This is a genomic window from Actinomadura physcomitrii, assembly GCF_008923205.2.
GTDB lineage: Bacteria > Actinomycetota > Actinomycetes > Streptosporangiales > Streptosporangiaceae > Spirillospora > Spirillospora physcomitrii.
In genome coordinates this window covers 16,166-37,244 of record NZ_WBMS02000026.1, presented here as the reverse complement: position 1 = coordinate 37,244, position 21,079 = coordinate 16,166, and the positions used below count along the sequence as shown (strand labels likewise).

Genomic DNA, 21,079 nt, shown 5'->3' with positions numbered 1-21,079 from the left:
GATGGCTCCGCAGCGTTCCTGGTGGTGCGCGAGCGCGCCGCAGGCCCTGACGTCCTGCCCGCGCCGCAGCCCGGCGCGCGTCCCGTCCAGGTGGACGCCGAACTGTTCGAGGATCTACGTCGCGCTGCCGGCGCCTGGCCGCTGGGATTCGTCGTCATCGACCTGGACGCGGGCACTGCGGCCGGTCTCAGCCAGGCGCGGATCAGTTGCGGATCGATCAGCGCCGCACCGCTCCAACTCACCGTCCACGCCGGCACGCTGCACGGGTCGTGGGACCTGCTGGACCTGTCGGCGTTCTGGTCGACTGACCGGATCAACCTCGATGAGGCCACCCGGTTCTTGTCGATGCGAGTGCTCTATAGCACTCAGACCATCTTTCGGGAGGTGTACACGCTCACCGAACGCGCGACCGCCTGCTTCGACGGGAAGGGCCTGGACATCGTCTATCCGTCGGCGGCCAGACACGCGCTGCCCCGCGAATTGAGGTCCGGCGCCGACCCGGTCGCAGTGCTGGAGGGTCTGCTTACCGAGGTGACCGGGCAGTGGCGTGCCGCGCCTGGCCGCACCGCGATCGAGCTGTCGGGCGGGATGGACTCGGCGGTCGTCGCGGTCGCGCTTTCCGACCTGCACCGAGCTTCTCCGCACAGTGTCCACACGGCGGTGCTCAACCTGCCGGGCGAGGCCGGCGTCCAGCAGATGAGCCGCCGGGACGAGTTGATCGAGCGGCTCGGGCTCGGACCCGATCATGTCGTTCCGGTCGCCGAGCACGCGCCGTTCAAGCCCGGTGGTGTTCGCCGGGCGGGGGTCCCGTTCGCTCCCAGCGACGGGAACACCGCCGAGGCCACCACCGTGCTCCAACAGCGACTTGTAGCCGCCGGTGTCACCACGGTGTTCACCGGCGCCGCCGGCGACGACCTTCTGGATCTTCGCCCGGAGGAACGCCGCCGGCTCAACCGGCCGCGCACGCTGCGGTCGATCCCGGACTGGCTCGGTCCTAGCGGCCGTGACGCGCTGGCATGGTTGGAAGAGGGCCCGGCACCGGCGCCGGTTCTGAAGTACACGACGTTGACCGGATTGGAGCCACGGTGGCCGCAGACGATGCGGCAGGGGCTGTGGCCGGTCTCTCCGCTGGCCACTCCGGAGCTGTTGCGCTTCGCCGAGCAACTTCCGGTGCAGTGGCGGCGCCGCAAGGTGCTGTTCCGCCGGTTCTTGGGACGGCGTGGCATGTCCGAGGCGGTCGTGTGGCCGGTGCTGCGCGAGAACTTCGCGCCCGTGATGGAGACGGCGATGCGGCGGTGGGGTGTTCCGCTGCTGGCAGAGGTCATCCGGTCCGGGTCCATCCTCGCCGATGCCGGGCTCATTGATCCCGACGCCGTGCTGGACGTGTGCGAGGACGCCCGCGCCGGCGGCCCCGTAGAGCAGTTGTCTCGGCCGCTGATGCTGGAGACCTCGTTGCGGTCGATGATCGGTGCCTGATCGCCCTAGGGCCACGGCGTCGTCTTCCCCACCGGCCTGCCCCGCGTGGCGGCTCACCGTGAGAGGGGGCGTCGAGCGGGTGTCCGGTACCGGCCCGCCGCGCGGTCAGCCGCGGAGCGCGGCGGGCGCCGGGGGCACCAGTTCGGCCTGCCAGTCGACGAACCGGCCGAGGCCGTCGAACAGCGCGCGGGCGGTCCCGCCGCCGGGCAGCCGCATCTCCGTCACCTCGTCGGTCTGCCTGTAGGCGACGCGGTGGTGCGACAGCAGTCCCGCGAGGGTGAGCCGCGGCTCGTGCGGGAACAGGCTCGCCGCCCCGGTCAGCAGCCGCGGGACCGGGATCGGGTCCCAGCCGGCCGCCGGCACCTGCGGGTCGTCGACGTGCAGGTAGGCCGAGCCGCCGTCGTAGCCGGCGCCGATGTAGCCGGCGCCCTGCAGCACCCCGCCCGCCGCCATCGCGATCAGCTCGCCGCCGTGCCCGGCGGGCCCGTCGTACCAGGACAGGTCGACCTCGGGGGTGGTGAACTCGGTGATGCCGAGCCGCTCGCCGAGGGCGCGGATCACCAGCGTCGGGACGACCGCGGGATGGGCGTCGCCGAACTGCGGGTTCGCCCACCCCCACAGCCAGGTGCGCTCGCGCGCGGCGTAGGAGCCGAGCAGCGAGACGCGGACGGTCACGCCGCCGCTGGTGTAGGTGCGGGCGGTGAGGTCGGCGCTCCAGTCCTCGCGCGGGAGGAACTCGGCGAGCGTCTCCTGCCGCTGCAGGACGACGGCCGCCAGGGCGGCGCCGAGGCGTTCGAACGCGGGACTGAATCCGGACATGTCGGGCACATTATCCCAGTAACCGAGGCGGTCGCGGGCGGGAATCACGGCGGTAATCGGACACCATTCGATTGTCGATCAGCTGACCTGGGCAGGCTAGGCTTTCGCTGTCAGAGGACACTTCCACCGAGGAGCGTACGCAGTGCGGCGACCGACCGGCAGGCAGTTGACGACCTGGCTGGTCACCACCGCCATCGTGACGCTGCTCGGGCCGCTCGCGGGGCTGCTGTGGCGAAACACCATCCCCAAGGTCACATATGTGATCATCCAGGGTGAGGCGCTGATCGCCGATCCGGAAGGCGAGGGCCCGGTCGGGATCGACGGCCGGTTCGCGCTGATCGCCCTGGCGGCGGGCCTGCTGTGCGGCATCGCCGGCTACGCCGCGCGGGGCCGCCGCAACGACATCGCGCTGATCCTCGGGCTCGCCGCGGGCGGCGCCGCCGCGTCCCTGCTCGCCTGGAAGACCGGCCACCTGATCGGGCTCGGCCACTACCAGGACGTCGTCCGGCACGGCCGCGACGGCGCCACCGTCACCGGCGTCGCCGACCTGCGCGCCAAGGGCGTGCTGGTGTTCTGGCCGGTGGTCTCGGTCGCCGCGTACGGGCTGCTGGAGGTCCTGGTCCGCCGGCTACCCCCGGGCGATCGCGGCGACGGTGGCGCCGGTGAGGGCGACGAGGTCGGCGGGGACGAGCTCGATCTGCAGTCCGCGCCGACCGGCCGAGACGTAGACGGTCGCGAGGGCTGACACCGACGCGTCGATCACCGTCGGCAGCCGGCGCCGCTGGCCGAGCGGGCTGATCCCGCCGACGACGTAGCCGGTGGCGCGCTCGGCGTCGCGCGGGTGCGCCATCGCCGCCTTCTTCCCGCCCGCCGCCGCGGCCAGCGCCTTCAGGTCCAGCGACCCCGACACCGGGACGATCCCGACGGTCAGCCGCCCGTCCACCTCCGCCAGCAGCGTCTTGAAGATCCGGTCGTAGGGGACGCCGAGGGCGTCCGCCGCCGCCTCGCCGTAGGACTCGGCGTCCGGGTCCGGCTCGTAGGCGTGCACGGTGAACTCGATCCCGGCGTCGGCCGCGGCGACCGTGGCCGGCGTCCCCCGGCCGCCCGGCTTCCCGTTCCCTGCCCGCTTGCTCATGGGGACAGTCTGCCGTGCCCGCGGTGCTCCGCCGGCCCTCCGCGGCTAGTTGAGCGTGAACGAGCCGTCGAGGAACTGGCCGGCGGGGATCATGGGCAGCGCGTCCAGGATCCGGTTCTCCCGGACCAGCAGCTCGCGCTCGGCCGCCAGCCGCAGCGCCGCGTCCTCGCACTCCAGCAGCCGCTGCTTCTCGTGCCCGTCCAGCACCACCGACGCCGCGATCAGGTAGGACAGCGCGACCGGGTCGTCCGGCAGGTCCGGGTCGTCGACCCGGCCGGCGCCGGCGGCCGACAGCCGCTCCCGGTAGAGCCGGAACAGCCGCCGCACGCGCCGGGCGGCGGGCGCGGGCTCGGCGCCGGGCTCCTCCGGGAGGAACTCGACCTCGCCCTGCAGGTAGGGGCGGGACCGGTCCAGCTGCTTGACGCGGAACCGGCGCGTCCCGGTGGTGACGATGTCGTAGCGGCCGTCCGGGTGGCGGCGCGCCTCGCGCAGCTCGGCCAGGCAGCCGACGCCGGCCAGGCGGCGCGCCGCGTCCTCGCCGACCTCGTGGCCGAGCTCGATGCCGACCACGCCGAAGCCGCGCGGCTCGGGCCGCTCGAGCAGGTCGCCGACCAGCAGCCGGTACCGCTCCTCGAACAGGTGTAGCGGGAGCACCAGGCCGGGGAACAGCACGGTGCCCAGCGGGAACAGGGGGAGCCGCTCCGTCATGTCGCCTCTTTCCCGCACCGGCCGGGGACGCCCTGCGCGCCAGCGTACGCCCCGGCCAATGATCTTGGTAAGGGGTGATTTTTCACAGTGTGAAGCGTGTGTCACGCCGACGTCCAGTCCGGGCGCGCCAGGCCACCGGCGTCCGATTGGCCGTGCCGCCGCCGGGGCCGCCGCGGGTAGCGTCGCGGGCATGAGGATCCTCGTCGTGGACGCCTTCGCCGACCGCCCGTTCGCCGGCAACCCCGCCGGCGTCTGCCTGCTGGACGCCCCCGCCGACGCGGCGTGGATGCGGCGGGTCGCGGCCGAGATGAAGCACTCCGAGACCGCGTTCGTCCGCCCCGTCGACGAGCCCGGCGCGGACTTCGAGCTGCGCTGGTTCACCCCGATGGTCGAGGTGGCCCTGTGCGGGCACGCCACCATGGGCGCCGCGCACGCCCTCTACGACACCGGGACGGCGCCCGCGGACCGCCCCATCCGCTTCCGGACGCTGGAAAGCGGCGTCCTCACCGTCACCCCGGACCGCGACGGCGGGCTGGCGATGGACTTCCCGTCCTGCCCGCCCGAGCCCGTCGCGCCGCCCGCGGAGCTGGCCGGGGCGCTCGGCGCCGAGATCGGCTGGACGGGCCGCAACGTCCAGAACGACCTGCTCGTCGAGCTCGCGGACGAGAAGGCGGTGCGCGCGCTGGCGCCCGACCTGGCGGCGCTCGCGCGGATCGACGGGCGCGGGGTGATCGTCACCGCCCGCGCCGCTGACGGCGGGACCGGCGGGCCCGGAGGGTACGACTTCGTGTCCCGGTTCTTCGCCGCCCGGATCCTGCTCGGCGACGGCGAGGACCCGGTGACCGGGTCGGCGCACTGCGCGCTCGCCCCGTTCTGGGCGGAGCGGCTCGGCCGCGACGCGCTGACCGGTTACCAGGCGTCCGAGCGCGGCGGCCGGGTCCGGGCGGCGCTGCGCGGCGACCGCGTGGTCATCTCCGGCACGGCGGTCACGGTGCTGGACGGGACGCTGCGGGTGTGACCTCCGGCACGTCCCCGGACCCCGGCGACACGGGCGTCTCGGCACGTGAGACGGTGCGCGGGGGACCGGGGGCACTCCGTAGACTGGGCGCGTGATTTCCCGTATCGACCTGCGCGGCTCGCTGCCCGGCGACCCGCGCTCCGTGCTGCCCCGCGCCGAGCTCGACGTCGAGGCCGCCCTGGACAAGGTGCGGCCGATCTGCGAGGACGTGCGCCATAGGGGCTCGCAGGCGGTGCGGGAGTACACCAAGGCGTTCGACGGGATCGAGCTGGAGAGCTCCCGGGTCCCGGTCAGGGCGGTCCACCAGGCCCTCGCGGGGCTCGACGCCGCCGTCCGCGAGGCGCTGGAGGAGAGCATCCGCCGCGCCCGCGCCGTGCACCGCGACCAGCGCCGCACCGACACGACCACGCGGGTGGTGCCCGGCGGGACCGTCACCGAGCGGTGGATCCCGGTGGGCCGCGTCGGCCTGTACGTGCCGGGCGGGCGTGCCGTGTACCCGTCCAGCGTGGTGATGAACGTCGTCCCGGCGCAGGAGGCGGGCGTCGAGTCCCTCGCGGTCACCTCGCCCGCGCAGAAGGAGTTCGGCGGCCTGCCGCACCCGACGATCCTGGCGGCGTGCGCGCTGCTCGGCGTCGAGGAGGTGTACGCGGTCGGCGGCGCCCAGGCGATCGCCATGTTCGCCTACGGCACCGACGAGTGCCCCCGCGCCGACCTGGTCACCGGGCCCGGCAACGTGTACGTCGCCGCCGCGAAGCGGCTGCTCAAGGGCGTGATCGGCATCGACGCCGAGGCCGGCCCGACCGAGATCGCGATCCTCGCCGACGACACCGCGGACGCGGTGGACGTCGCCGCCGACCTGATCAGCCAGGCCGAGCACGACGTGCTCGCCGCCGCGGTCCTGGTCACCGACTCGGTGCGGCTCGCCGACGAGGTCGAGCGGGAGCTGAAGGCGCAGGTCGCGCGCACCAAGCACACCGAGCGGATCACCGCGGCGCTGGCCGGCCGGCAGTCCGGGATCGTGCTGGTGGACGGGATCGGCGACGCGCTGAAGGTCGTCGACGCCTACGCCGCCGAGCACCTGGAGATCCACACCGCCGACGCGCCCGCCGTCGCCGCCCGCGTCCGCAACGCCGGCGCGGTCTTCGTGGGCCGGTACGCGCCGGTGTCGCTCGGCGACTACCTCGCCGGGTCCAACCACGTGCTGCCGACCGGCGGGTGCGCGTGCCACTCGTCCGGGCTGTCGGTGCAGTCGTTCCTGCGCGGCGTCCATGTCGTGGAGTACGACCGCGACGCCCTCGCCGCGGCCACCGGGCGCGTCGTCGCGCTCGCCGAGGCCGAGGACCTGCCCGCGCACGGCGCGGCGCTCAAGGCCCGCTTCGACTGGGAGATCCCTTCGTGACCTCGCTCAACGACCTGCCGCTGCGGGACGACCTGCGCGGCCGGGAGCCCTATGGCGCCCCGCAGCTGGACGTGCCGTACGCGCTGAACACCAACGAGAACCCCTACCCGCCGTCCGAGCGGCTCGTGAAGGCGCTCGGCGAGGCCGTCATGGACGTCGCCGGGTCTCTGAACCGCTACCCCGACCGCGACGCCGTCGCGCTCCGCGAGGACCTCGCGGCCTTCCTGAACACCGACACGCCCGGCATCGGCCTCACCGCCGGGCGGGTGTGGGCGGCGAACGGCTCCAACGAGATCATCCAGCAGATCCTGCAGGCGTTCGGCGGGGCGGGCCGCACCGCGCTCGGTTTCGAGCCGTCCTACTCGATGCACCCGATCATCACCGGGGTGTCGGGGACCCGCTGGATCGACGCGTTCCGCGACGAGGACTTCGGCCTGGAGCCGGCCCGCGCGATCGCGGCCGTGCAGGAGCACCGGCCCGACATCGTGTTCCTGACCTCGCCGAACAACCCGACGGGCACGGCGCTGCCGCTGGCGGCCATCGAGGCCGTCGTGGACGCCGCGCCCGGCATGGTCGTCGTCGACGAGGCCTACGGCGAGTTCCGCCGGGAGGGCGCCCCGTCGGCGCTGACGCTGCTGGACGGCCGTCCCCGGCTGATCGTCACCCGGACGATGTCGAAGGCGTTCGCGATGGCCGGCACCCGGCTCGGCTACCTCGCCGCCGACCCCGCCGTGATCGAGGCGCTGCTGCTGGTCCGGCTGCCGTACCACCTGTCGGCCGTCACCCAGGCGGTGGCGCGCACCGCCCTCGCGCACGGCGAGGAGCTGCTCGGCGGCGTCGAGGCGCTGCGCCGCGAGCGCGACGGCCTGGTCGCGTGGCTGCGCGCCGAGGGGTTCCGGGTGGCCGACTCCGACGCCAACTTCGTGCTGTTCGGGACGTTCCCGGACCGCCGGAGGATCTGGGAGGCGCTGCTGGAGCGCGGTGTCCTCATCCGCGAGGTTGGGCCCCCCGAGTGGCTGCGGGTGAGCGTCGGCACCCCCGAGGAGATGGCCGCCTTCCGCACTGCACTTAAGGAGAGCGTGTGACGCGCAAGGGACGAGTCGAGCGCGGGACCAAGGAGACGCGGGTCCTCGTCGAGATCGACCTGGACGGGACCGGCCAGGTCGACGTCGCGACCGGCGTCGGGTTCTTCGACCACATGCTGGCGCAGCTCGGCAAGCACGGGTCGTTCGACCTGACCGTCAAGACGGCCGGTGACCTGCACATCGACAGCCACCACACGATCGAGGACACCGCGATCGCGCTCGGCCAGGCGTTCCGCGAGGCGCTCGGCGACAAGGCCGGCATCCGCCGCTTCGCCGACGCGTCCATCCCGCTGGACGAGGCGCTCGCGCAGGTCACCGTGGACGTGTCGGGCCGCCCGTACCTGGTGCACGTGGAGCCGGACGGCATGGCCCCGATGATCGGCCCCGAGTACGACACCACGATGACCCGGCACGTCTTCGAGTCGTTCGTGTCGAACGCGCAGATCGCGCTGCACGTCCACGTCCCGTACGGGCGCAACGCGCACCACATCGTCGAGGCGCAGTTCAAGGCGCTGGCGCGCGCGCTGCGCGACGCGGTGGCGTTCGACCCGAAGGTGCACGGCATCCCGTCCACCAAGGGAGCGCTGTAGCCGTGAATATCGGCGGACTGCACTTCACCTTCTTCAACATCGCGGTCTTCGCCGTCGCGCTGTTCCTGCTCGCCGGCGTCTACAGCTTCGTCAAGCAGGGCCTGAAGGCCGCCGCGCTGATCGTGCTGTTCCTTGCGGGGCTCGCGTTCGCCGGGGGAGTGATGTGGCTGTGAGCCCGACCGTCGTCGTGCTCGACTACGGGTCGGGCAACCTGCGCTCGGCCGAGCGCGCCGTGGCCCGCGCGGGCGCGGACGTCACCGTCACCGCCGACTGGGACGCGGCGCTCGCCGCCGACGGCCTGGTCGTCCCGGGCGTCGGCGCGTTCGCCGCCTGCATGAAGGGGCTGCGGGAGGTGCGCGGCGAGCAGATCATCGGCCGCCGCCTCGCCGGCGGCCGGCCGGTCCTCGGTATCTGCGTCGGCATGCAGATCCTGTTCTCCAAGGGCATCGAGCACGGCGTCACCACCGAGGGCTGCGACGAGTGGCCCGGCACGGTCGACGGCCTCGAGGCGCCGGTCGTGCCGCACATGGGCTGGAACACCGTGGACGTCCCGGACGGCTCCGTCCTGTTCGAGGGGCTGGCGGACGCCCGGTTCTACTTCGTGCACTCCTACGCGGCGCGCCGCTGGGAGCTGGCGCCCGACCCGACCGGCACGATCGAGCCGCCGCTGGTCACCTGGGCCGAGCACGGCGACCGGTTCGTCGCGGCGGTCGAGAACGGCCCGCTGTGCGCGACCCAGTTCCACCCGGAGAAGTCCGGCGACGCGGGAGCGCGGCTCCTGCGCAACTGGCTGTCCACCCTCTCCTGACCGCGTCTGCCCGTCCACCTGTATCGATAGGGTTTCCGCATGACTTTGACGCTCCTTCCCGCGGTTGACGTCGCCGACGGCCGGGCGGTCCGCCTGGTGCAGGGCGAGGCCGGCACCGAGACCTCCTACGGCGCGCCGCTCGACGCCGCGCTGGCCTGGCAGGACGCGGGCGCGGAGTGGATCCATCTCGTCGACCTGGACGCGGCGTTCGGTCGCGGCTCCAACCGGGAGCTGCTCGCCGAGGTGACCGGCCGGCTGGACGTGAAGGTGGAGCTGTCGGGCGGCATCCGCGACGACGCGTCGCTGGAGGCGGCGCTGTCGACCGGCTGCGCGCGGGTGAACATCGGCACCGCGGCGCTGGAGAACCCGGACTGGTGCCGCAAGATCATCGCCTCGCACGGCGACAAGATCGCGGTCGGGCTGGACGTGCGCGGCACGACCCTCGCCGCCCGCGGCTGGACGCGCGAGGGCGGCGACCTGTGGGAGGTCCTCGCCCGGCTGGAGGCCGACGGCTGCCCCCGCTACGTCGTCACCGACGTCACCAAGGACGGCACGCTCCGCGGCCCCAACACCGAGCTGCTGCGCGAGGTCTGCTCCCGCACCGACAAGCCGGTCGTGGCGTCCGGCGGCGTCTCGTCCCTGGACGACCTGCGCGAACTCGCGAAGCTGGTGGAGACCGGCGTCGAGGGCGCGATCGTAGGGAAGGCGCTGTACGCGCAAGCGTTCACGCTCGAAGAGGCCCTAGAGGCCGTGAAATGACCGTCGCCGTACGGGTCATCCCGTGCCTGGACGTGGACGCCGGGCGCGTCGTCAAGGGCGTCAACTTCCAGAACCTGCGGGACGCCGGCGACCCCGTCGAGCTGGCCCGCCGCTACGACGCCGAGGGCGCCGACGAGCTGACGTTCCTGGACATCACCGCGTCCAGCGGCGACCGCTCCACCACCTACGACGTGGTGCGCCGCACCGCCGAGCAGGTGTTCATCCCGCTGACGGTCGGCGGCGGCGTCCGCACCGTCGAGGACGTCGACCGGCTGCTGCGCGCGGGCGCCGACAAGGTGTCGATCAACACCGCGGCGATCGCCCGGCCGGAGTTCCTGCGGGAGGCCGCGCACCGGTTCGGCTCGCAGTGCGTCGTGCTGTCGGTGGACGCGCGCCGTGCCGGCGACACCGAGTCCGGGTTCGAGGTGACGACGCACGGCGGCCGCAAGGGCACCGGCATCGACGCGGTCGAGTGGGCGCGGCGCGGCCAGGAGCTCGGCGTCGGCGAGATCCTGCTGAACTCGATGGACGCCGACGGCACCAAGGCCGGCTTCGACCTGGAGATGCTGCGCCGCGTCCGGGAGACCGTCACCGTGCCCGTCATCGCCAGCGGCGGCGCGGGCGCCGTGGAGCACTTCGCCCCGGCCGTCGCCGCCGGCGCCGACGCGGTGCTCGCCGCGAGCGTCTTCCACTTCGGCGAGATGAAGATCTCCGAGGTGAAGGACGCGCTGCGCGCCGCGGGCAACCCCGTCCGCTGACCCCCCTGCCTCACGCCCCCCGCGAGAAGGAATCTTCGTGACCGCTTCACCCCGGTGCGCCCTCGCCACCTGCGACCGGCTGCCCGAGGGCAGCGGCGACGCGCGGATGCTGGCCGCGGCCCTCACCGGCCTCGGCGTCGCCGCCGACATCGCCGTCTGGGACGACCCGGCCGTCGACTGGTCCCGCTACGACCTCGTCGTCATCCGCTCCACCTGGGACTACACCGACCGGCGGGACGCGTTCCTCGCCTGGGCGGAGAGCCTGCCGCGCGTCCTCAACCCGGCGGACGTGCTGCGCTGGAACACCGACAAGCGCTACCTGCGCGACCTGGAGGCCGCGGGCGTCCCGGTCGTCCCGACCCGGTGGGACCCCGACGACATCCCCGCCGACTGGCCGGAGTTCGTGCTGAAGCCGTCGGTGTCGTCCGGTTCCCGCGACACCGCCCGCTGGGGCGCCGGCGAGGAGGACGCCGCCCGCGCCCACCTGCGCGCCCTGCGCGACGCCGGCCGCACGGTGATGCTGCAGCCGTACCTGGAGGCCGTCGACACCGCGGGCGAGACCGCGCTGGTCTTCATCGGCGGCGAGTACAGCCACGCGGGCCGCAAGGCGCGGGTCCTCAACCCCGGCGCCGGCATCGAGGGCCTCGCCGGCCTCGGCGAGACCCGCGGCAAGGTCACCGCGACCACCGCGACCGCCGCCGAGCTGGACCTCGCGCACCGCGTCCTCGCGGCCGTCCCGGGCGGCCGCGACCTGCTCTACGCCCGCGTCGACCTGGTCCCCGGCCCCGGCGGCGACCCGCTGCTGATCGAGCTGGAGCTCACCGAACCGGCCCTCTACCTCGAGCACGCCGCGGACGCCGCCACCCGCCTCGCCACAACCGTCACCGCCCGCCTCCCCCGACGTTGACTTGTGGCGTGTGGGGGGGGTTGGGCGCCGCCCAAACCCCCCCCCCCCCCAAGAAAACGGGGGGGGGGGGGGGGGTGCCGCCCCCCCCCACCCCCCCCCCCCCGCCACAAGTCAACGGGGAGGCGGGGTGATCGGGAGGATGAGCGCGGACGGGTGGTCGGGGTCGTGGAACACCTCCTGGTCGGCCGTGACCATCCGGCGGGCGGTGGCGAGCGGCTCGCCGGTGCCGGGGTTCGCCGCGACCTTCGGGTGGGCGCCGCTGGTCACGTGCACGCGGACGCGGTGGCCGCGCGCGAAGCGGTGCCCCGTCGGCCACAGGTCGACCGCGATGCGGCGGACGCCCGCCGTGCCGACCGGCTTCTCGGCGAACGCCGGGAGCCGCAGCCCGCCCTCGCAGACGTTGCGGGACGTCCCGTCCGGGGCGACGTCGCAGAGCCGGACGACGAAGTCGGTGTGCTCGCGGTCGGACCGGACGAACAGGTCGGCGCCCACCGGGCCGATCACGTCGAGCGGCTCGCCGAGCGGCGGCGAGGTGAACACCAGCACGTCCGGGCGGCGCTCCAGCGGCCGGTTGTCGACGGGGCGGGAGCTGCCGAGCAGCGTCGGGCCGCCGAGCGCGGGCGTCGGCCGGGCCGGGTCGAACCGGTAGCCGCTCGGCTTGGACGGGAGCGGGCCGTCCCCGCCGAGGCCGCCGCCGGGGTGCAGGTGCCAGCGCTCCTGCCGGGTGCCGGGCGGCGGCCAGTCCCGGTAGTGCCGCCATTCGCGGGCGCCGGTGACGTACAGCCGGACGGGGTCGGCGCGCAGCCCGGACGGGTCGCCGCGCAGGTGCGCGCGGAACCAGGCGAGCGTCTCGCGGAACGACACGAGCCCGTGCCGGGCGTCGGTGTGCCACCAGGGCCCGATGGTGAGGTACGGGCGGTGCCCGGCGGCGCGCAGCGCGAGGTAGTCCCTGATCTCCCAGGGCAGGAACACGTCGTACCAGCCGCCGAGCAGGGTGACGGGCGCCGCGACGTCGCCGACGGTGCCGCTGAAGTCGCGCCCGTCCCAGTAGCCCGCGTCCGTGCCGTGGTTGGTGAGCAGGTCCTGGTAGAACCGCATCTGCGCGCCGCCGGTCGCGACGTCCAGCTCGGCGAGCGGGCGGCCGGACCGGGCGGCGCGGACGGCGCGCCGGCGCGACAGCAGCGACGCGGTCAGCAGCCCGAGCGGCTGCTGCTGCCGGTGGGTGAGGTCGGTCCAGGTGAGCGTGGACTCCAGCGCGAACGACCCGCCGACGTAGGCGGCGTCCCGGAACGACGACGCGGTGATCTGCAGCGACATCGCCTTCAGCTCCGGTCCGGCCTCGGCGGCGATCGCCCAGGCGGAGTAGCCGAGGTAGCTGGCGCCGTAGGTCGCGAACGTCCCGCCGAACCACGGCTGCTCCTTCAGCCACGCGACGGTGGCGAGGCCGTCGTCGCGCTCGCTGCCGAGCGGGTCGAACTCGCCGCCCGACCCGAACGTCCCGCGCGCGCTCTGCACGACCAGCTGGAACCCGAACGGGACGAACAGCAGGCCGTTCGCCAGCGCGGCGGGCCCGCGCCTGCCGTAGGGGGTGCGCACGAGGATGGTGGGCGGCGGCCTGCGCGCCCCTATCGGGACGTAGCGGTCGGCGAGCAGCGTCACGCCGTCCGGCATCGTCACCGGCAGGTCCCGCTCGACCCGGTAGCGCGGCAGCGGCGAGCGGGGCAGCCCGCGCGGGCGGCGCACCCGGATCGGCGGGGCGGGCAGGCGGTCCCTGAGGGCCATGCGACCTCCCACGGTTGCTACTACCTGGTAAGTAACCGCTCGCGCCCGGACGACACCTCCGCGCCCTCGCCAAGTCCCTGACGTGCGGGTCCATGGTCTGGGATGGTGGCGGCACGGCACGGTGACGTTCGGATCGGGGGGACCGGGATGTGGCCGCGAGTCAACGCCGCGGAGGCGCCGGCGCAGTCCGTCCCGGCCTGGAGCCCGCCGCCCGCGCGTCCCGCCGCCGGCCGGTACGCGGTGCCGGTCGCGCTGGCGGTGCTGGCGCTGCTGGTGCCGGCGGCCGCGGGCCTGCTCACCGCGCCGGCGCGGGACGCCGGCACCGCCGCCGGGACCGCCGTCACCGGCGACGCGGCGGCCGGGATCGCGGTGCGGCTGGCGGAGGGCCGCACCTACTTCCTCTACGTGCGGCGGGACGGTTCCGCGCCGTTCGGGTGCGCCGTCGAGGACGGCGGCGCCGGCGGCCGCGTCCGGTTGACCCGCAAGAACTCCTGGAGCGCCGCCGACCGCCCCGGCTACCGCTACACCGCCTCGATGACCGCGCCGCTCACCGGGACGGCCGTGCTGACCTGCCGCGGCACCGACGGGCCGCTGCTGGTGGCGCCGGACGGTACCGCCGGCCTCTACCTCGGCCTGGCGCTCCTCGCGGTGCTCGCCGCCTGCGTCGCCGCCGCGGCCGGGTTCGCCGTCGCGCTGATCCGCCGCAGCCGCGCCGACCAGCGGGCGCGGCTCGGCGCCGCCGCCAGCGGACCCGGCGCCGGCTCCGTCGGCCGGGCGCGCGGACCCGGCGCCGCCGGGCGGGCGGGTCAGCAGGCGTAGCCGGCCTCGCGGGCGAGGTGGCGGCCGATCACCATCCGCTGGACCTGGTTGGCGCCCTCGAAGATCTGCATCACCTTCGCCTCCCGCATGTACCGTTCCACCGGATGGTCGCGGGTGTAGCCGTCGCCGCCGAGCACCTGCACCGCGTCCGCCGTCACCCGCATCGCCGCGTCGGTCGCGGCGAGCTTGGCGATCGACGCCTGCCGCGCGTACGGCAGCCCGCGGTCCTTGCGCCGGGCGGCCTCCAGGTACCCGGCGCGCGCCGTCTCCACGGCGGCGGCCATGTCGGCGAGCAGGAACGCGATGCCCTGGTTGGCGATGACCGGGCGGCCGAACTGGCCGCGCCCCGCCGCGTACCGGACGGCGTGGTCCAGCGCGCCCTGCGCGAGGCCGACGGCGCACGCGGCGATGCCGAGCCGCCCGGCGTCCAGCGCCGCCGCCGCGATCGGGTAGCCGCAGCCCTCGTCGGCGATCCGCCAGTCCGCGGGCACCCATGCGCCGTCGAAGTGCAGCCGCGCCGTCGTGGACGCGGTGAGCGCCATCTTGCGCTCCGGCGGCCCGAACTCCAGGCCGTCCATGCGGCCCTCCACGAGGAAGCAGGTCAGGCCGCCCGGCTCGCCGGTCGCGCGGGCGAACAGCACGTAGAAGTCCGCCTCGCCGCCGTGCGTGATCCACGTCTTGGTGCCGGTGATCCGGTAGCCGTCGCCGTCCGGGACCGCGAGCGTGCTGAGGCCCGCGGCGTCCGGCCCGGCGTGCTCCTCGGCGAGCGCGTACCCGCCGAGCAGGTCGCCCTCCAGCAGTTCGGGCAGCTGCTTGCGCTGCACGTCGGTGCCGCAGGCGTACAGCGGGAAGCACGACAGCGTGTGCACGCTGACGCCGACCGCGACCGACGCCCACACCGCCGCGATCTCCTCCAGCACCTGCAGGTAGACCTCGTACGGATGTCCGCCGCCGCCGAGGTCGGGCGGGTAGGGGAGGCCGAGCAGCCCGGCGCGGCCCAGCATCCGGAAGACCTCGCGCGGGAACGCGCCGGCCTCCTCGGCGGGCGCGGCGCGCGGAGCCAGCTCGCGGCGGGCGATGTCGCGGGCGAGCGCGACCACGTCCGCCGCCTCGGGCGAGGGGAGCATGCGATCTGCGGGCATGCCCACATCATGGCTGATCAGAGCCCTGGTCGAGGGCGGAGCGGAAGAGGTCTCCGCTTTGTTCGGTTTGGTTCCGGGAACAAAAGCGCCCGAGTGCGGTAAACCTTCCGCCCGCACGTTCGTCTCTGCCTCGTGACCCACCAGCAGACGACAGGGGCCTTAGCGGTGCCGCTCGCGCGTCCCGGCGACGGGTACGAGGAACTGTTCACCGCCCACTTCTGGGGACTGGTCAGGCTTGCGACCCTCCTCGGCGCCGACGACGCCGAGGACGTGGTGCAGGACGCGTTCGTCCGGCTGCACCGCAGGCGCCGGACCCTGCGCGACCAGAACGCCTCGCTCGCCTACCTGCGGTCGAGCGTGTGCAACGCGTGCCGCAGCCGGCTGCGGCACCTGCGGATGGCGCGGCGCCGGCACGCCCAGCTCGCGCCGCCGCCGGACGCCGGGTCCGCCGAGCACGAGGTCGTCCGGGACGAGGAGGTCCGCGCGCTGCTCGCCGCGGTCGCGGACCTGCCCGGCCGGCAGCGCGAGGTGCTGGTGCTGCGCTACTGGCTCGACCTGAGCGAGCGCGAGACCGCCGCGACGCTCGGCATCGCCGCCGGCACGGTGAAGGCCCACACCGCCCGCGCCATCGCGGCGCTCGGCCGGCGGCTGAAGGACGAGGAGGCGACATGAACGGCATCGAGGAGCGCCTGAAGGACGCGTTCGGCGCGCGCGCGGACGCCGTCCGCCCGCACCCCGGCGTGCGCGCGGAGAACGACCGCCGGATCCGCCGGTCGCGGACCCGGCGCCGGGTCGCCGCGCCGGCGCTCGCGCTGGCCGCGGTCGCCACGGCGGCGGCCGTCCCGGCGGGCCTGCGGGACGGGCCGCACCGGGCGGACCCGAACACCGTGGCGGGCGGCCGTTCCCCGGGGAATCTGGTCGACCCCGCGACTATCGTTGCGATCCCGGCGGCCGTGCCCGGCGGCGGGACGTTCACTCCGGAAGCGCTCGGCGCCGACGGCTCCGTCGCCGGCCGCACCGCCGACGGCCGCGTCTACACCGCCGGACCGAAGGGCGGCCGTCCCCGGCCGCTCGGCGTCCGCGCCGAGGGCGGTCTCGCGGCCGGGAAGGGCTTCGTCACCTGGATCGCGCCGGGCTCGTGGAAGCTCAGCTGCCGCACGTCCGGCGGACGCACCGGCACCATCGGCCCCCAGGGGGCCACGCCCGCCGACCCCGTCCTCGCCGGCGGCGGCGCGGTCGTCGGCGACGACCCGATGGCGCAGCCGTTCGCCGCCACCGGCTGCGGCGACACCGGCCGTACCCTCGACAACCACGGCAAGGGCGTGCTCGGGCAGGCCCTCGCGCTCGCGTACCCGACGCTGTTCGTCGCGGACACCTCCAACGACGACGTCGTCCGCGAGATCGACCTGCGGACCCAGGCGATCACCGCGCAGCATCCGCTGCCGCCCGGAGTCCGGCCGCTGAAGCTCACCGGCGAGACCGAACAGCCCGAGAAGTCTGGAAAATCCGGCCCGGGGGCCGTGTACCGGACCGTCCCCGGCACCGGGCCCGACCAGAAATGGCGGGCGGCGGCCAACCAGGAGTACTTCGCCTCCCTCGCGGACGGGAAGCTGCGGATCGTCGCCCGGGATGGCTGGAGGACCGTCACCACGCTCGACGTCGCGAGACCGCGGGACGCGAAGGCGGCTGACGGCGCGCGGATCACCGCCGGCGACCACGTGGTCGCCTACACGAGCGGGGGGATCTCGGGTCTGATCGACACCAGGACACTGGGGACCGGGCGCACGCACCCGACCGCCGTCAGGACGGCGATCACGAAGGGCCCGGTGCTCGCGGCGGGCGATTGGCTGCTGTGGCGCGACGGCTCCGCCTACCGGCTGGGACGCGTCCGGTGACCGCCTCCTCGACGGCGGGCGCCGCCAGCGGCCCCTACGACACCGAGGCCGACGCGTTCGCCGAGGTCCGCGACATCTACACCGGCCACGCCAAGCACGGGGTCATGCGGGCCCGCAACCTCGACCTGCTCCTGCGCGCCTGCGCCGACCACGGGGTCGAGCTCGGCGACTACGACCGCGCGGTGCTGCGCCGGCTCGCCGCGGGCCCGCCCGAGACGGCGCAGGTCCTCGCGAGCCTCATCGCCCGCGCCGCCCTCCCGCCGGGCGGCGTCCCCCGCCCGGAGCGGGCCTGACCCGCCGCCCGCTCAGGCGGTGAGCTCCTTCTCCAGCGGGGTGCGGAACCGGGGGGTCGCGCGGACGCCGCCGTACCAGGCGCCGATCCGCTCGGCCTCCCGCTCGACGGCCGCCTCAGCGTCCGCGCCCGCGTCCTCCAGCAGCCGCACCGCGATCTCGCCGTCCCCGCGCTGCGCCCAGCCGCCGATGATCCGCCCGTCCCACCAGACGGACGGGCCGATGTTGCCGTTGCGGTCGAACAGCAGCGGCCCGTGGCCGCCGAGGAACCAGCTCCGCTCCTGCCAGCCCATCGGGGTGGCGTCGAGCGCGGGCAGCAGCGCCGCCGACGGCTCGGCCGGGGGAACGGGCTCCAGGTCGTCGGCGAGGACGAGCCCGGTCGCGCCGCCGAGGTCGACCTCCGCGGTGCCGAGCGGGGCGAGGGCCTTGCCGACCTCCCCGGCCGTCCAGCCCGTCCACCACTTCAGGTCGGCGGCGGGCGCCGGGCCGAACGCGCGCAGCCACCGCCGCGCGACCTCGGCGCGCGCCTCGTCCGCCGGGACGGCCGGGACGCCGCCGGGCAGCCACGTCTCGACCGGCGCCCACCGGTACTGGCTGCTGGTCCACCCGCCGTTCGGACGGCCCCGCACGATCAGCCCCTCGCAGCCGAGCGTCACCAGCACCCAGGTCGTCACGCCCGTCGGCCGCGAGTACGGCTTGCCGGGCGCGGGGTCGACCTGGGTGCGCAGCTCCGGCACGGCCGCGCTCAGCTGCGCGCCGGTCGCCTCGCCGCGCTCCAGCAGCGCCCGGTGCGCCGCGTCCTCCACCCGGCGGAACCACGCCGGGACGTCCGCGATGTCGCTGCCGCGCTCGATCAGCGTCCCGTACCGGCGGCGCTGCTTGGCGGCGAGCGCGGACGCGGTGGACGCCTGCAGCGCCGGGACGAGCTCCACCGGCGCGACGAACATCGTCCGGCGCATCGCCAGCATCCGCAGCAGCGTCCGGTCCTCGTAGAGGGCGCGCTCCACGTCGGACGGCCCGGCCGCGCCGCTGCGGGCCGCGACGGACAGGAACACCGTGGCCGGATCGGTCGCGTGCAGCACGACCAGCGACCGGACGATCTCCAGGACGTCGTCGGTGCGGGCCGCCGACGCCAGCCGGTGCCGCCGGACGAGCCGCGCCCGCCGCTCCGCCGTGCTGATCGAACGCATGAACGAATCATAGGGGCGCGCGGCGCCCGCCGCACCAGGGAGCTGGATCCGCGGCCCGGCCCGTGCTGCACTGGACGGATGACCGGTGACGAAGCGCCCGGCCTGGTCGTGTGCGCCGCGCTGCGGCTGGAGGCCCGCGCGGTCGCGCGCGGGCTCACCCGCGCGCCCGCCGTGGTCGTCGGCTACCGCGCCCGGCACGCCGCCCGGCTGCCCGGCTGCGCCGCCGTCGCCGTCGTCGGGTTCGGCGGCGCGCTCGACGACCGGCTCGCCGCCGGCGACGTCGTGGTGGCCGAGGAGATCCGCGGCGGCGGCCAGCCCGTGCCCTGCCCCGCCGCGCGGACGCTCGCCGCCGCCCTCGCCGCCGACGGCCTGCGCGCCCACGCCGGGCCGCTCGTCACCGCGGACCGGGTCGTCCGCGAGCCGGAGCGGCGCGCATGGGCGGCGGACGGCTCCCGCGTCGTCGACATGGAGTCGGCGCACGTCGCCGCCGCGCTCCCGGCCGGCGTCCCCGTCGCCGCGCTCCGCGTCGTCGTGGACGGCCCCGGGCACCCGCTGCTGCGGCCCGGCACCGTCACCCGCGGCCTCGCCGCCCGGCGCGTCCTCGCCCGCACCGGCCCCGCGCTGGAACGCTGGGCCGCCGCGCTCGCCTGAGCGGCCCCCGGCTTAGGAGTGGCTCATCCCGTGCATCTCGCCGGACAGGATGTGCCCGCCCAGGTCCTTGCGGAGCGACTGCAGCGTCGCCGGGGTGCTCACCGCCACCCAGCGCGTCCCCACCAGGTACGTCCCGCCCCACGGCTTCGCCTCGTTCAGCCACGACGACATGTCCCGGTCGCTGTCGAAGCTGAGCAGCACGTACTGGCCGCGCGAGTTGCGGCAGTTGCCCTGCTGCAGCTGCTGCGACTTGCGGCGGCCGGCGAGGGTGCAGCCCGTCCGCGAGGCCAGCTCGTCGAGGTTCGCCGGCGCCGCGGCCCGGTCGGCGTCGCCGGACTTGCCGGACTTCCCGGCGGCGCTGCAGCCCGCCGCCAGCGGCAGCGCCAGCACGGCGGCGACCGCCAGCGCCAGCGCGGCGCGGGGGACCCCCGCCGCACGTCCGAGGTGATGCGTGGAGCCCATGGCACGTCCTCCCGGGGTGAGATGCGCGATACGACGGGCGGTACGCGCGCGGGCCCGGAAAGGTTCAGCCGGTGCTCAGGCGGCCAGGCGGCCGCCGGCCGCCGCCCGCACGCCGGGATCCTCCGCGTCGTCGTTGTGCAGCCGCTGCAGCCGGATGCGGGTCTCCCGGGTCAGCGGCGCGAACCGGGCGGCCTCCGTCCGGACGCCCTCCTGGCAGTCCCAGAGGCCCTCGATCGTGTACGCCTCCGCGGTGTGCGGCGCCGTACGAGTCAAAGCGGTCACAATACGAGGTCTCAGGAAAGCGTAGGGTGATTCGGTCCAAGCGGTCTTCAGCAGCGGGACGGCCTCACCGGCGCGCAGCCTCCCGAGCCCCTCGATCGGGCCCGCCGCGCCCTGCCACTCCCGCTTCTCCAGCGCCTCCCGCAACTCCTCCATCAGCAGCGGGACGTCCTGCCGGGTCCCATATCGCGCCAGCATGCTGATCCCCATGAACGCGCACCCGCCCCGCTCGGCCGCCCACGCCCGCGCCCACGGCAGCGCCTCCGGCCCGTACTCCCGCAACGCCCGGCACACCGCCCCGCCGAACCGGCTCGGCCGCTGCGGCAGCAGCTCCTCCGCCAGATCCAGCAGCGCCGGCGTCCGCCGCCGCCCCAGCTCGAAGATCGCCGCGATGGCGCCGTCGTCCCGGCGCCGCGCCAGCTCCACCAACTCCGCGTCCGTCCGCTCCGGCCCGCCCGGCGCCGCACCGACCGGCCGCCGCGGCCGCCCCGCCTCCCGCCGCCGCGCCAGCGCCTCCGCTATCCGAGGCTGCCGCACCGCCCAGCTCTCCAGCACCGGATTCGCACCGCCCGCCACCAGCAACCCGATGTCACCGTCATCGCACCGCGCCGCCACAAGCCCGTCCAGCCCCTCCGCCAACCGCGGGTCGCCCAGCTCCACCAGCTCGTCCAGCGCGTCGAACCAGTGCGCGCCCTCCTCGGCGTACCGGCGCAGCGGCACCGCCGCCTCCCGCCGGCTCAACCGCACCAGATGCCCCAGCACCTCCAGCGCCAGCCGCACCCGCCACTCGTCGCCGTCCGCATGGTCGGACGGGTCCGCGAGATGCTCCGCGACCGGCCACACCGGCAACTCCAGATCCACCATCAACCGGGCGTAGTACAGGCCTCTCGCCTCGCATTGCCGATCCCACCGCGGATCCCGGCGAATGCAGTCATAGACGTACTCGCCCGCGCCGGGCCTGTCCGCCGCGCGCCGCGCGGCCCTCCCGAGCCCCCGCTGCAGCTGACCCCGCAGCGTGCCCGCCGATTCCAACACGACCTCGTTGCTCACCCAAGCAGAATGCGCACCAGACCAGATAACGGGCAAGTGCTTTAGAGGTGTTTTCC

The 21,079-nt window shown here is 75.1% G+C and carries 24 protein-coding genes; 16 read left to right on the top strand and 8 right to left on the bottom strand.

The window, feature by feature from the left end:
- Nucleotides 1–90: 90 nt before the first annotated feature.
- Complete coding sequence (locus F8568_RS28805) at nt 91–1,476, top strand: asparagine synthetase B family protein (protein ID WP_151596836.1); 1,386 nt, start codon at nt 91–93, stop codon at nt 1,474–1,476.
- Between the two features lie 105 nt (nt 1,477–1,581).
- Here the strand turns inward: F8568_RS28805 and F8568_RS28800 are convergent, their stop codons facing one another.
- Entirely contained in the window at nt 1,582–2,295 is a 714-nt protein-coding gene (locus F8568_RS28800; protein WP_151596835.1) for a DUF6882 domain-containing protein, read from the bottom strand.
- Nucleotides 2,296–2,437: 142 nt separating this feature from the next.
- Here F8568_RS28800 and F8568_RS28795 point away from each other — a divergent pair, with 142 nt between their 5' ends.
- Complete coding sequence (locus tag F8568_RS28795; protein WP_328601060.1) at nt 2,438–3,040, top strand: hypothetical protein; 603 nt, start codon at nt 2,438–2,440, stop codon at nt 3,038–3,040.
- Here the strand turns inward: F8568_RS28795 and ybaK are convergent.
- Nucleotides 2,924–3,430, bottom strand: coding sequence for a Cys-tRNA(Pro) deacylase (gene ybaK, locus F8568_RS28790; RefSeq protein WP_151596834.1), 507 nt, complete (start codon nt 3,428–3,430; stop codon nt 2,924–2,926). The two genes, F8568_RS28795 and ybaK, sit on opposite strands and share 117 nt — an antisense overlap.
- A 45-nt stretch (nt 3,431–3,475) precedes the next feature.
- A complete protein-coding gene (locus tag F8568_RS28785; RefSeq protein ID WP_151596833.1) occupies nt 3,476–4,138 on the bottom strand; it encodes an LON peptidase substrate-binding domain-containing protein in 663 nt (220 codons plus the stop codon).
- A gap of 190 nt (nt 4,139–4,328) precedes the next feature.
- Between F8568_RS28785 and F8568_RS28780 the strand changes: the two genes are divergently transcribed.
- The 9 genes from F8568_RS28780 to F8568_RS28745 all read left to right on the top strand — a co-directional run bounded on the left by F8568_RS28780 (nt 4,329) and on the right by F8568_RS28745 (nt 11,462).
- A complete protein-coding gene (locus tag F8568_RS28780) occupies nt 4,329–5,156 on the top strand; it encodes a PhzF family phenazine biosynthesis protein (RefSeq protein ID WP_151596832.1) in 828 nt (275 codons plus the stop codon).
- 91 nt (nt 5,157–5,247) lie between these two features.
- Nucleotides 5,248–6,555: a histidinol dehydrogenase gene (gene hisD / locus F8568_RS28775; protein ID WP_151596831.1), complete on the top strand. Its 1,308-nt coding sequence runs from the start codon at nt 5,248–5,250 to the stop codon at nt 6,553–6,555.
- Complete coding sequence (locus tag F8568_RS28770; RefSeq protein ID WP_151596830.1) at nt 6,552–7,640, top strand: histidinol-phosphate transaminase; 1,089 nt, start codon at nt 6,552–6,554, stop codon at nt 7,638–7,640. The genes hisD and F8568_RS28770 overlap by 4 nt, the downstream gene beginning before the upstream one ends.
- Entirely contained in the window at nt 7,637–8,230 is a 594-nt protein-coding gene (gene hisB, locus F8568_RS28765; protein ID WP_151596829.1) for an imidazoleglycerol-phosphate dehydratase HisB, read from the top strand. Before F8568_RS28770 ends, hisB begins: the two co-directional genes overlap by 4 nt.
- 2 nt (nt 8,231–8,232) lie before the next feature.
- The gene (locus tag F8568_RS47075; protein WP_202125488.1) at nt 8,233–8,403 is read left to right on the top strand and encodes a hypothetical protein; all 171 of its coding nucleotides are present in this window, start codon (nt 8,233–8,235) and stop codon (nt 8,401–8,403) included.
- Nucleotides 8,400–9,038: an imidazole glycerol phosphate synthase subunit HisH gene (hisH, locus tag F8568_RS28760; RefSeq protein WP_151596828.1), complete on the top strand. Its 639-nt coding sequence runs from the start codon at nt 8,400–8,402 to the stop codon at nt 9,036–9,038. The genes F8568_RS47075 and hisH overlap by 4 nt, the downstream gene beginning before the upstream one ends.
- Nucleotides 9,039–9,077: 39 nt before the next feature.
- Entirely contained in the window at nt 9,078–9,797 is a 720-nt protein-coding gene (gene priA, locus F8568_RS28755; protein ID WP_151596827.1) for a bifunctional 1-(5-phosphoribosyl)-5-((5-phosphoribosylamino)methylideneamino)imidazole-4-carboxamide isomerase/phosphoribosylanthranilate isomerase PriA, read from the top strand.
- Nucleotides 9,794–10,555: an imidazole glycerol phosphate synthase subunit HisF gene (gene hisF / locus F8568_RS28750; RefSeq protein WP_151596826.1), complete on the top strand. Its 762-nt coding sequence runs from the start codon at nt 9,794–9,796 to the stop codon at nt 10,553–10,555. The genes priA and hisF overlap by 4 nt, the downstream gene beginning before the upstream one ends.
- Before the next feature lie 37 nt (nt 10,556–10,592).
- The gene (locus F8568_RS28745; protein ID WP_202125458.1) at nt 10,593–11,462 is read left to right on the top strand and encodes an ATP-grasp domain-containing protein; all 870 of its coding nucleotides are present in this window, start codon (nt 10,593–10,595) and stop codon (nt 11,460–11,462) included.
- 111 nt (nt 11,463–11,573) lie between these two features.
- Here F8568_RS28745 and F8568_RS28740 read toward each other — a convergent pair whose 3' ends face one another.
- Nucleotides 11,574–13,244, bottom strand: coding sequence for a CocE/NonD family hydrolase (locus tag F8568_RS28740; RefSeq protein WP_151596824.1), 1,671 nt, complete (start codon nt 13,242–13,244; stop codon nt 11,574–11,576).
- A 147-nt stretch (nt 13,245–13,391) separates the two neighbouring features.
- Here F8568_RS28740 and F8568_RS28735 point away from each other — a divergent pair, with 147 nt between their 5' ends.
- Nucleotides 13,392–14,063: a hypothetical protein gene (locus F8568_RS28735; protein WP_151596823.1), complete on the top strand. Its 672-nt coding sequence runs from the start codon at nt 13,392–13,394 to the stop codon at nt 14,061–14,063.
- Here F8568_RS28735 and F8568_RS28730 read toward each other — a convergent pair.
- The gene (locus F8568_RS28730; RefSeq protein ID WP_151596822.1) at nt 14,051–15,205 is read right to left on the bottom strand and encodes an acyl-CoA dehydrogenase family protein; all 1,155 of its coding nucleotides are present in this window, start codon (nt 15,203–15,205) and stop codon (nt 14,051–14,053) included. The two genes, F8568_RS28735 and F8568_RS28730, sit on opposite strands and share 13 nt — an antisense overlap.
- A gap of 165 nt (nt 15,206–15,370) precedes the next feature.
- Between F8568_RS28730 and F8568_RS28725 the strand changes: the two genes are divergently transcribed.
- Genes F8568_RS28725 through F8568_RS28715 form a run of 3 tightly spaced genes read left to right on the top strand, consistent with a single transcriptional unit; the run spans nt 15,371 to nt 17,393 of the window.
- Nucleotides 15,371–15,877, top strand: coding sequence for a sigma-70 family RNA polymerase sigma factor (locus tag F8568_RS28725; protein ID WP_151596821.1), 507 nt, complete (start codon nt 15,371–15,373; stop codon nt 15,875–15,877).
- The gene (locus tag F8568_RS28720) at nt 15,874–17,100 is read left to right on the top strand and encodes a hypothetical protein (protein ID WP_151596820.1); all 1,227 of its coding nucleotides are present in this window, start codon (nt 15,874–15,876) and stop codon (nt 17,098–17,100) included. Before F8568_RS28725 ends, F8568_RS28720 begins: the two co-directional genes overlap by 4 nt.
- Nucleotides 17,097–17,393, top strand: coding sequence for a hypothetical protein (locus F8568_RS28715; RefSeq protein WP_151596819.1), 297 nt, complete (start codon nt 17,097–17,099; stop codon nt 17,391–17,393). The genes F8568_RS28720 and F8568_RS28715 overlap by 4 nt, the downstream gene beginning before the upstream one ends.
- Before the next feature lie 12 nt (nt 17,394–17,405).
- Here the strand turns inward: F8568_RS28715 and F8568_RS28710 are convergent, their stop codons facing one another.
- Nucleotides 17,406–18,581 (bottom strand): winged helix DNA-binding domain-containing protein, encoded by a 1,176-nt coding sequence (locus F8568_RS28710; protein WP_151596818.1) that lies wholly within the window; start codon nt 18,579–18,581, stop codon nt 17,406–17,408.
- A 78-nt stretch (nt 18,582–18,659) separates the two neighbouring features.
- Between F8568_RS28710 and F8568_RS28705 the strand changes: the two genes are divergently transcribed.
- Nucleotides 18,660–19,232, top strand: a complete 573-nt coding sequence (locus F8568_RS28705) for a phosphorylase family protein (RefSeq protein WP_151596817.1) — start codon at nt 18,660–18,662, stop codon at nt 19,230–19,232.
- Between the two features lie 12 nt (nt 19,233–19,244).
- Here F8568_RS28705 and F8568_RS28700 read toward each other — a convergent pair whose 3' ends face one another.
- Both F8568_RS28700 and F8568_RS28695 read right to left on the bottom strand, forming a co-directional pair.
- On the bottom strand, nt 19,245–19,694 hold the full coding sequence (locus F8568_RS28700) for a hypothetical protein (protein WP_151596816.1): 450 nt from the start codon (nt 19,692–19,694) through the stop codon (nt 19,245–19,247).
- Nucleotides 19,695–19,769: 75 nt separating this feature from the next.
- Complete coding sequence (locus F8568_RS28695) at nt 19,770–21,023, bottom strand: hypothetical protein (RefSeq protein ID WP_328601059.1); 1,254 nt, start codon at nt 21,021–21,023, stop codon at nt 19,770–19,772.
- Between the last annotated feature and the right edge of the window lie 56 nt (nt 21,024–21,079).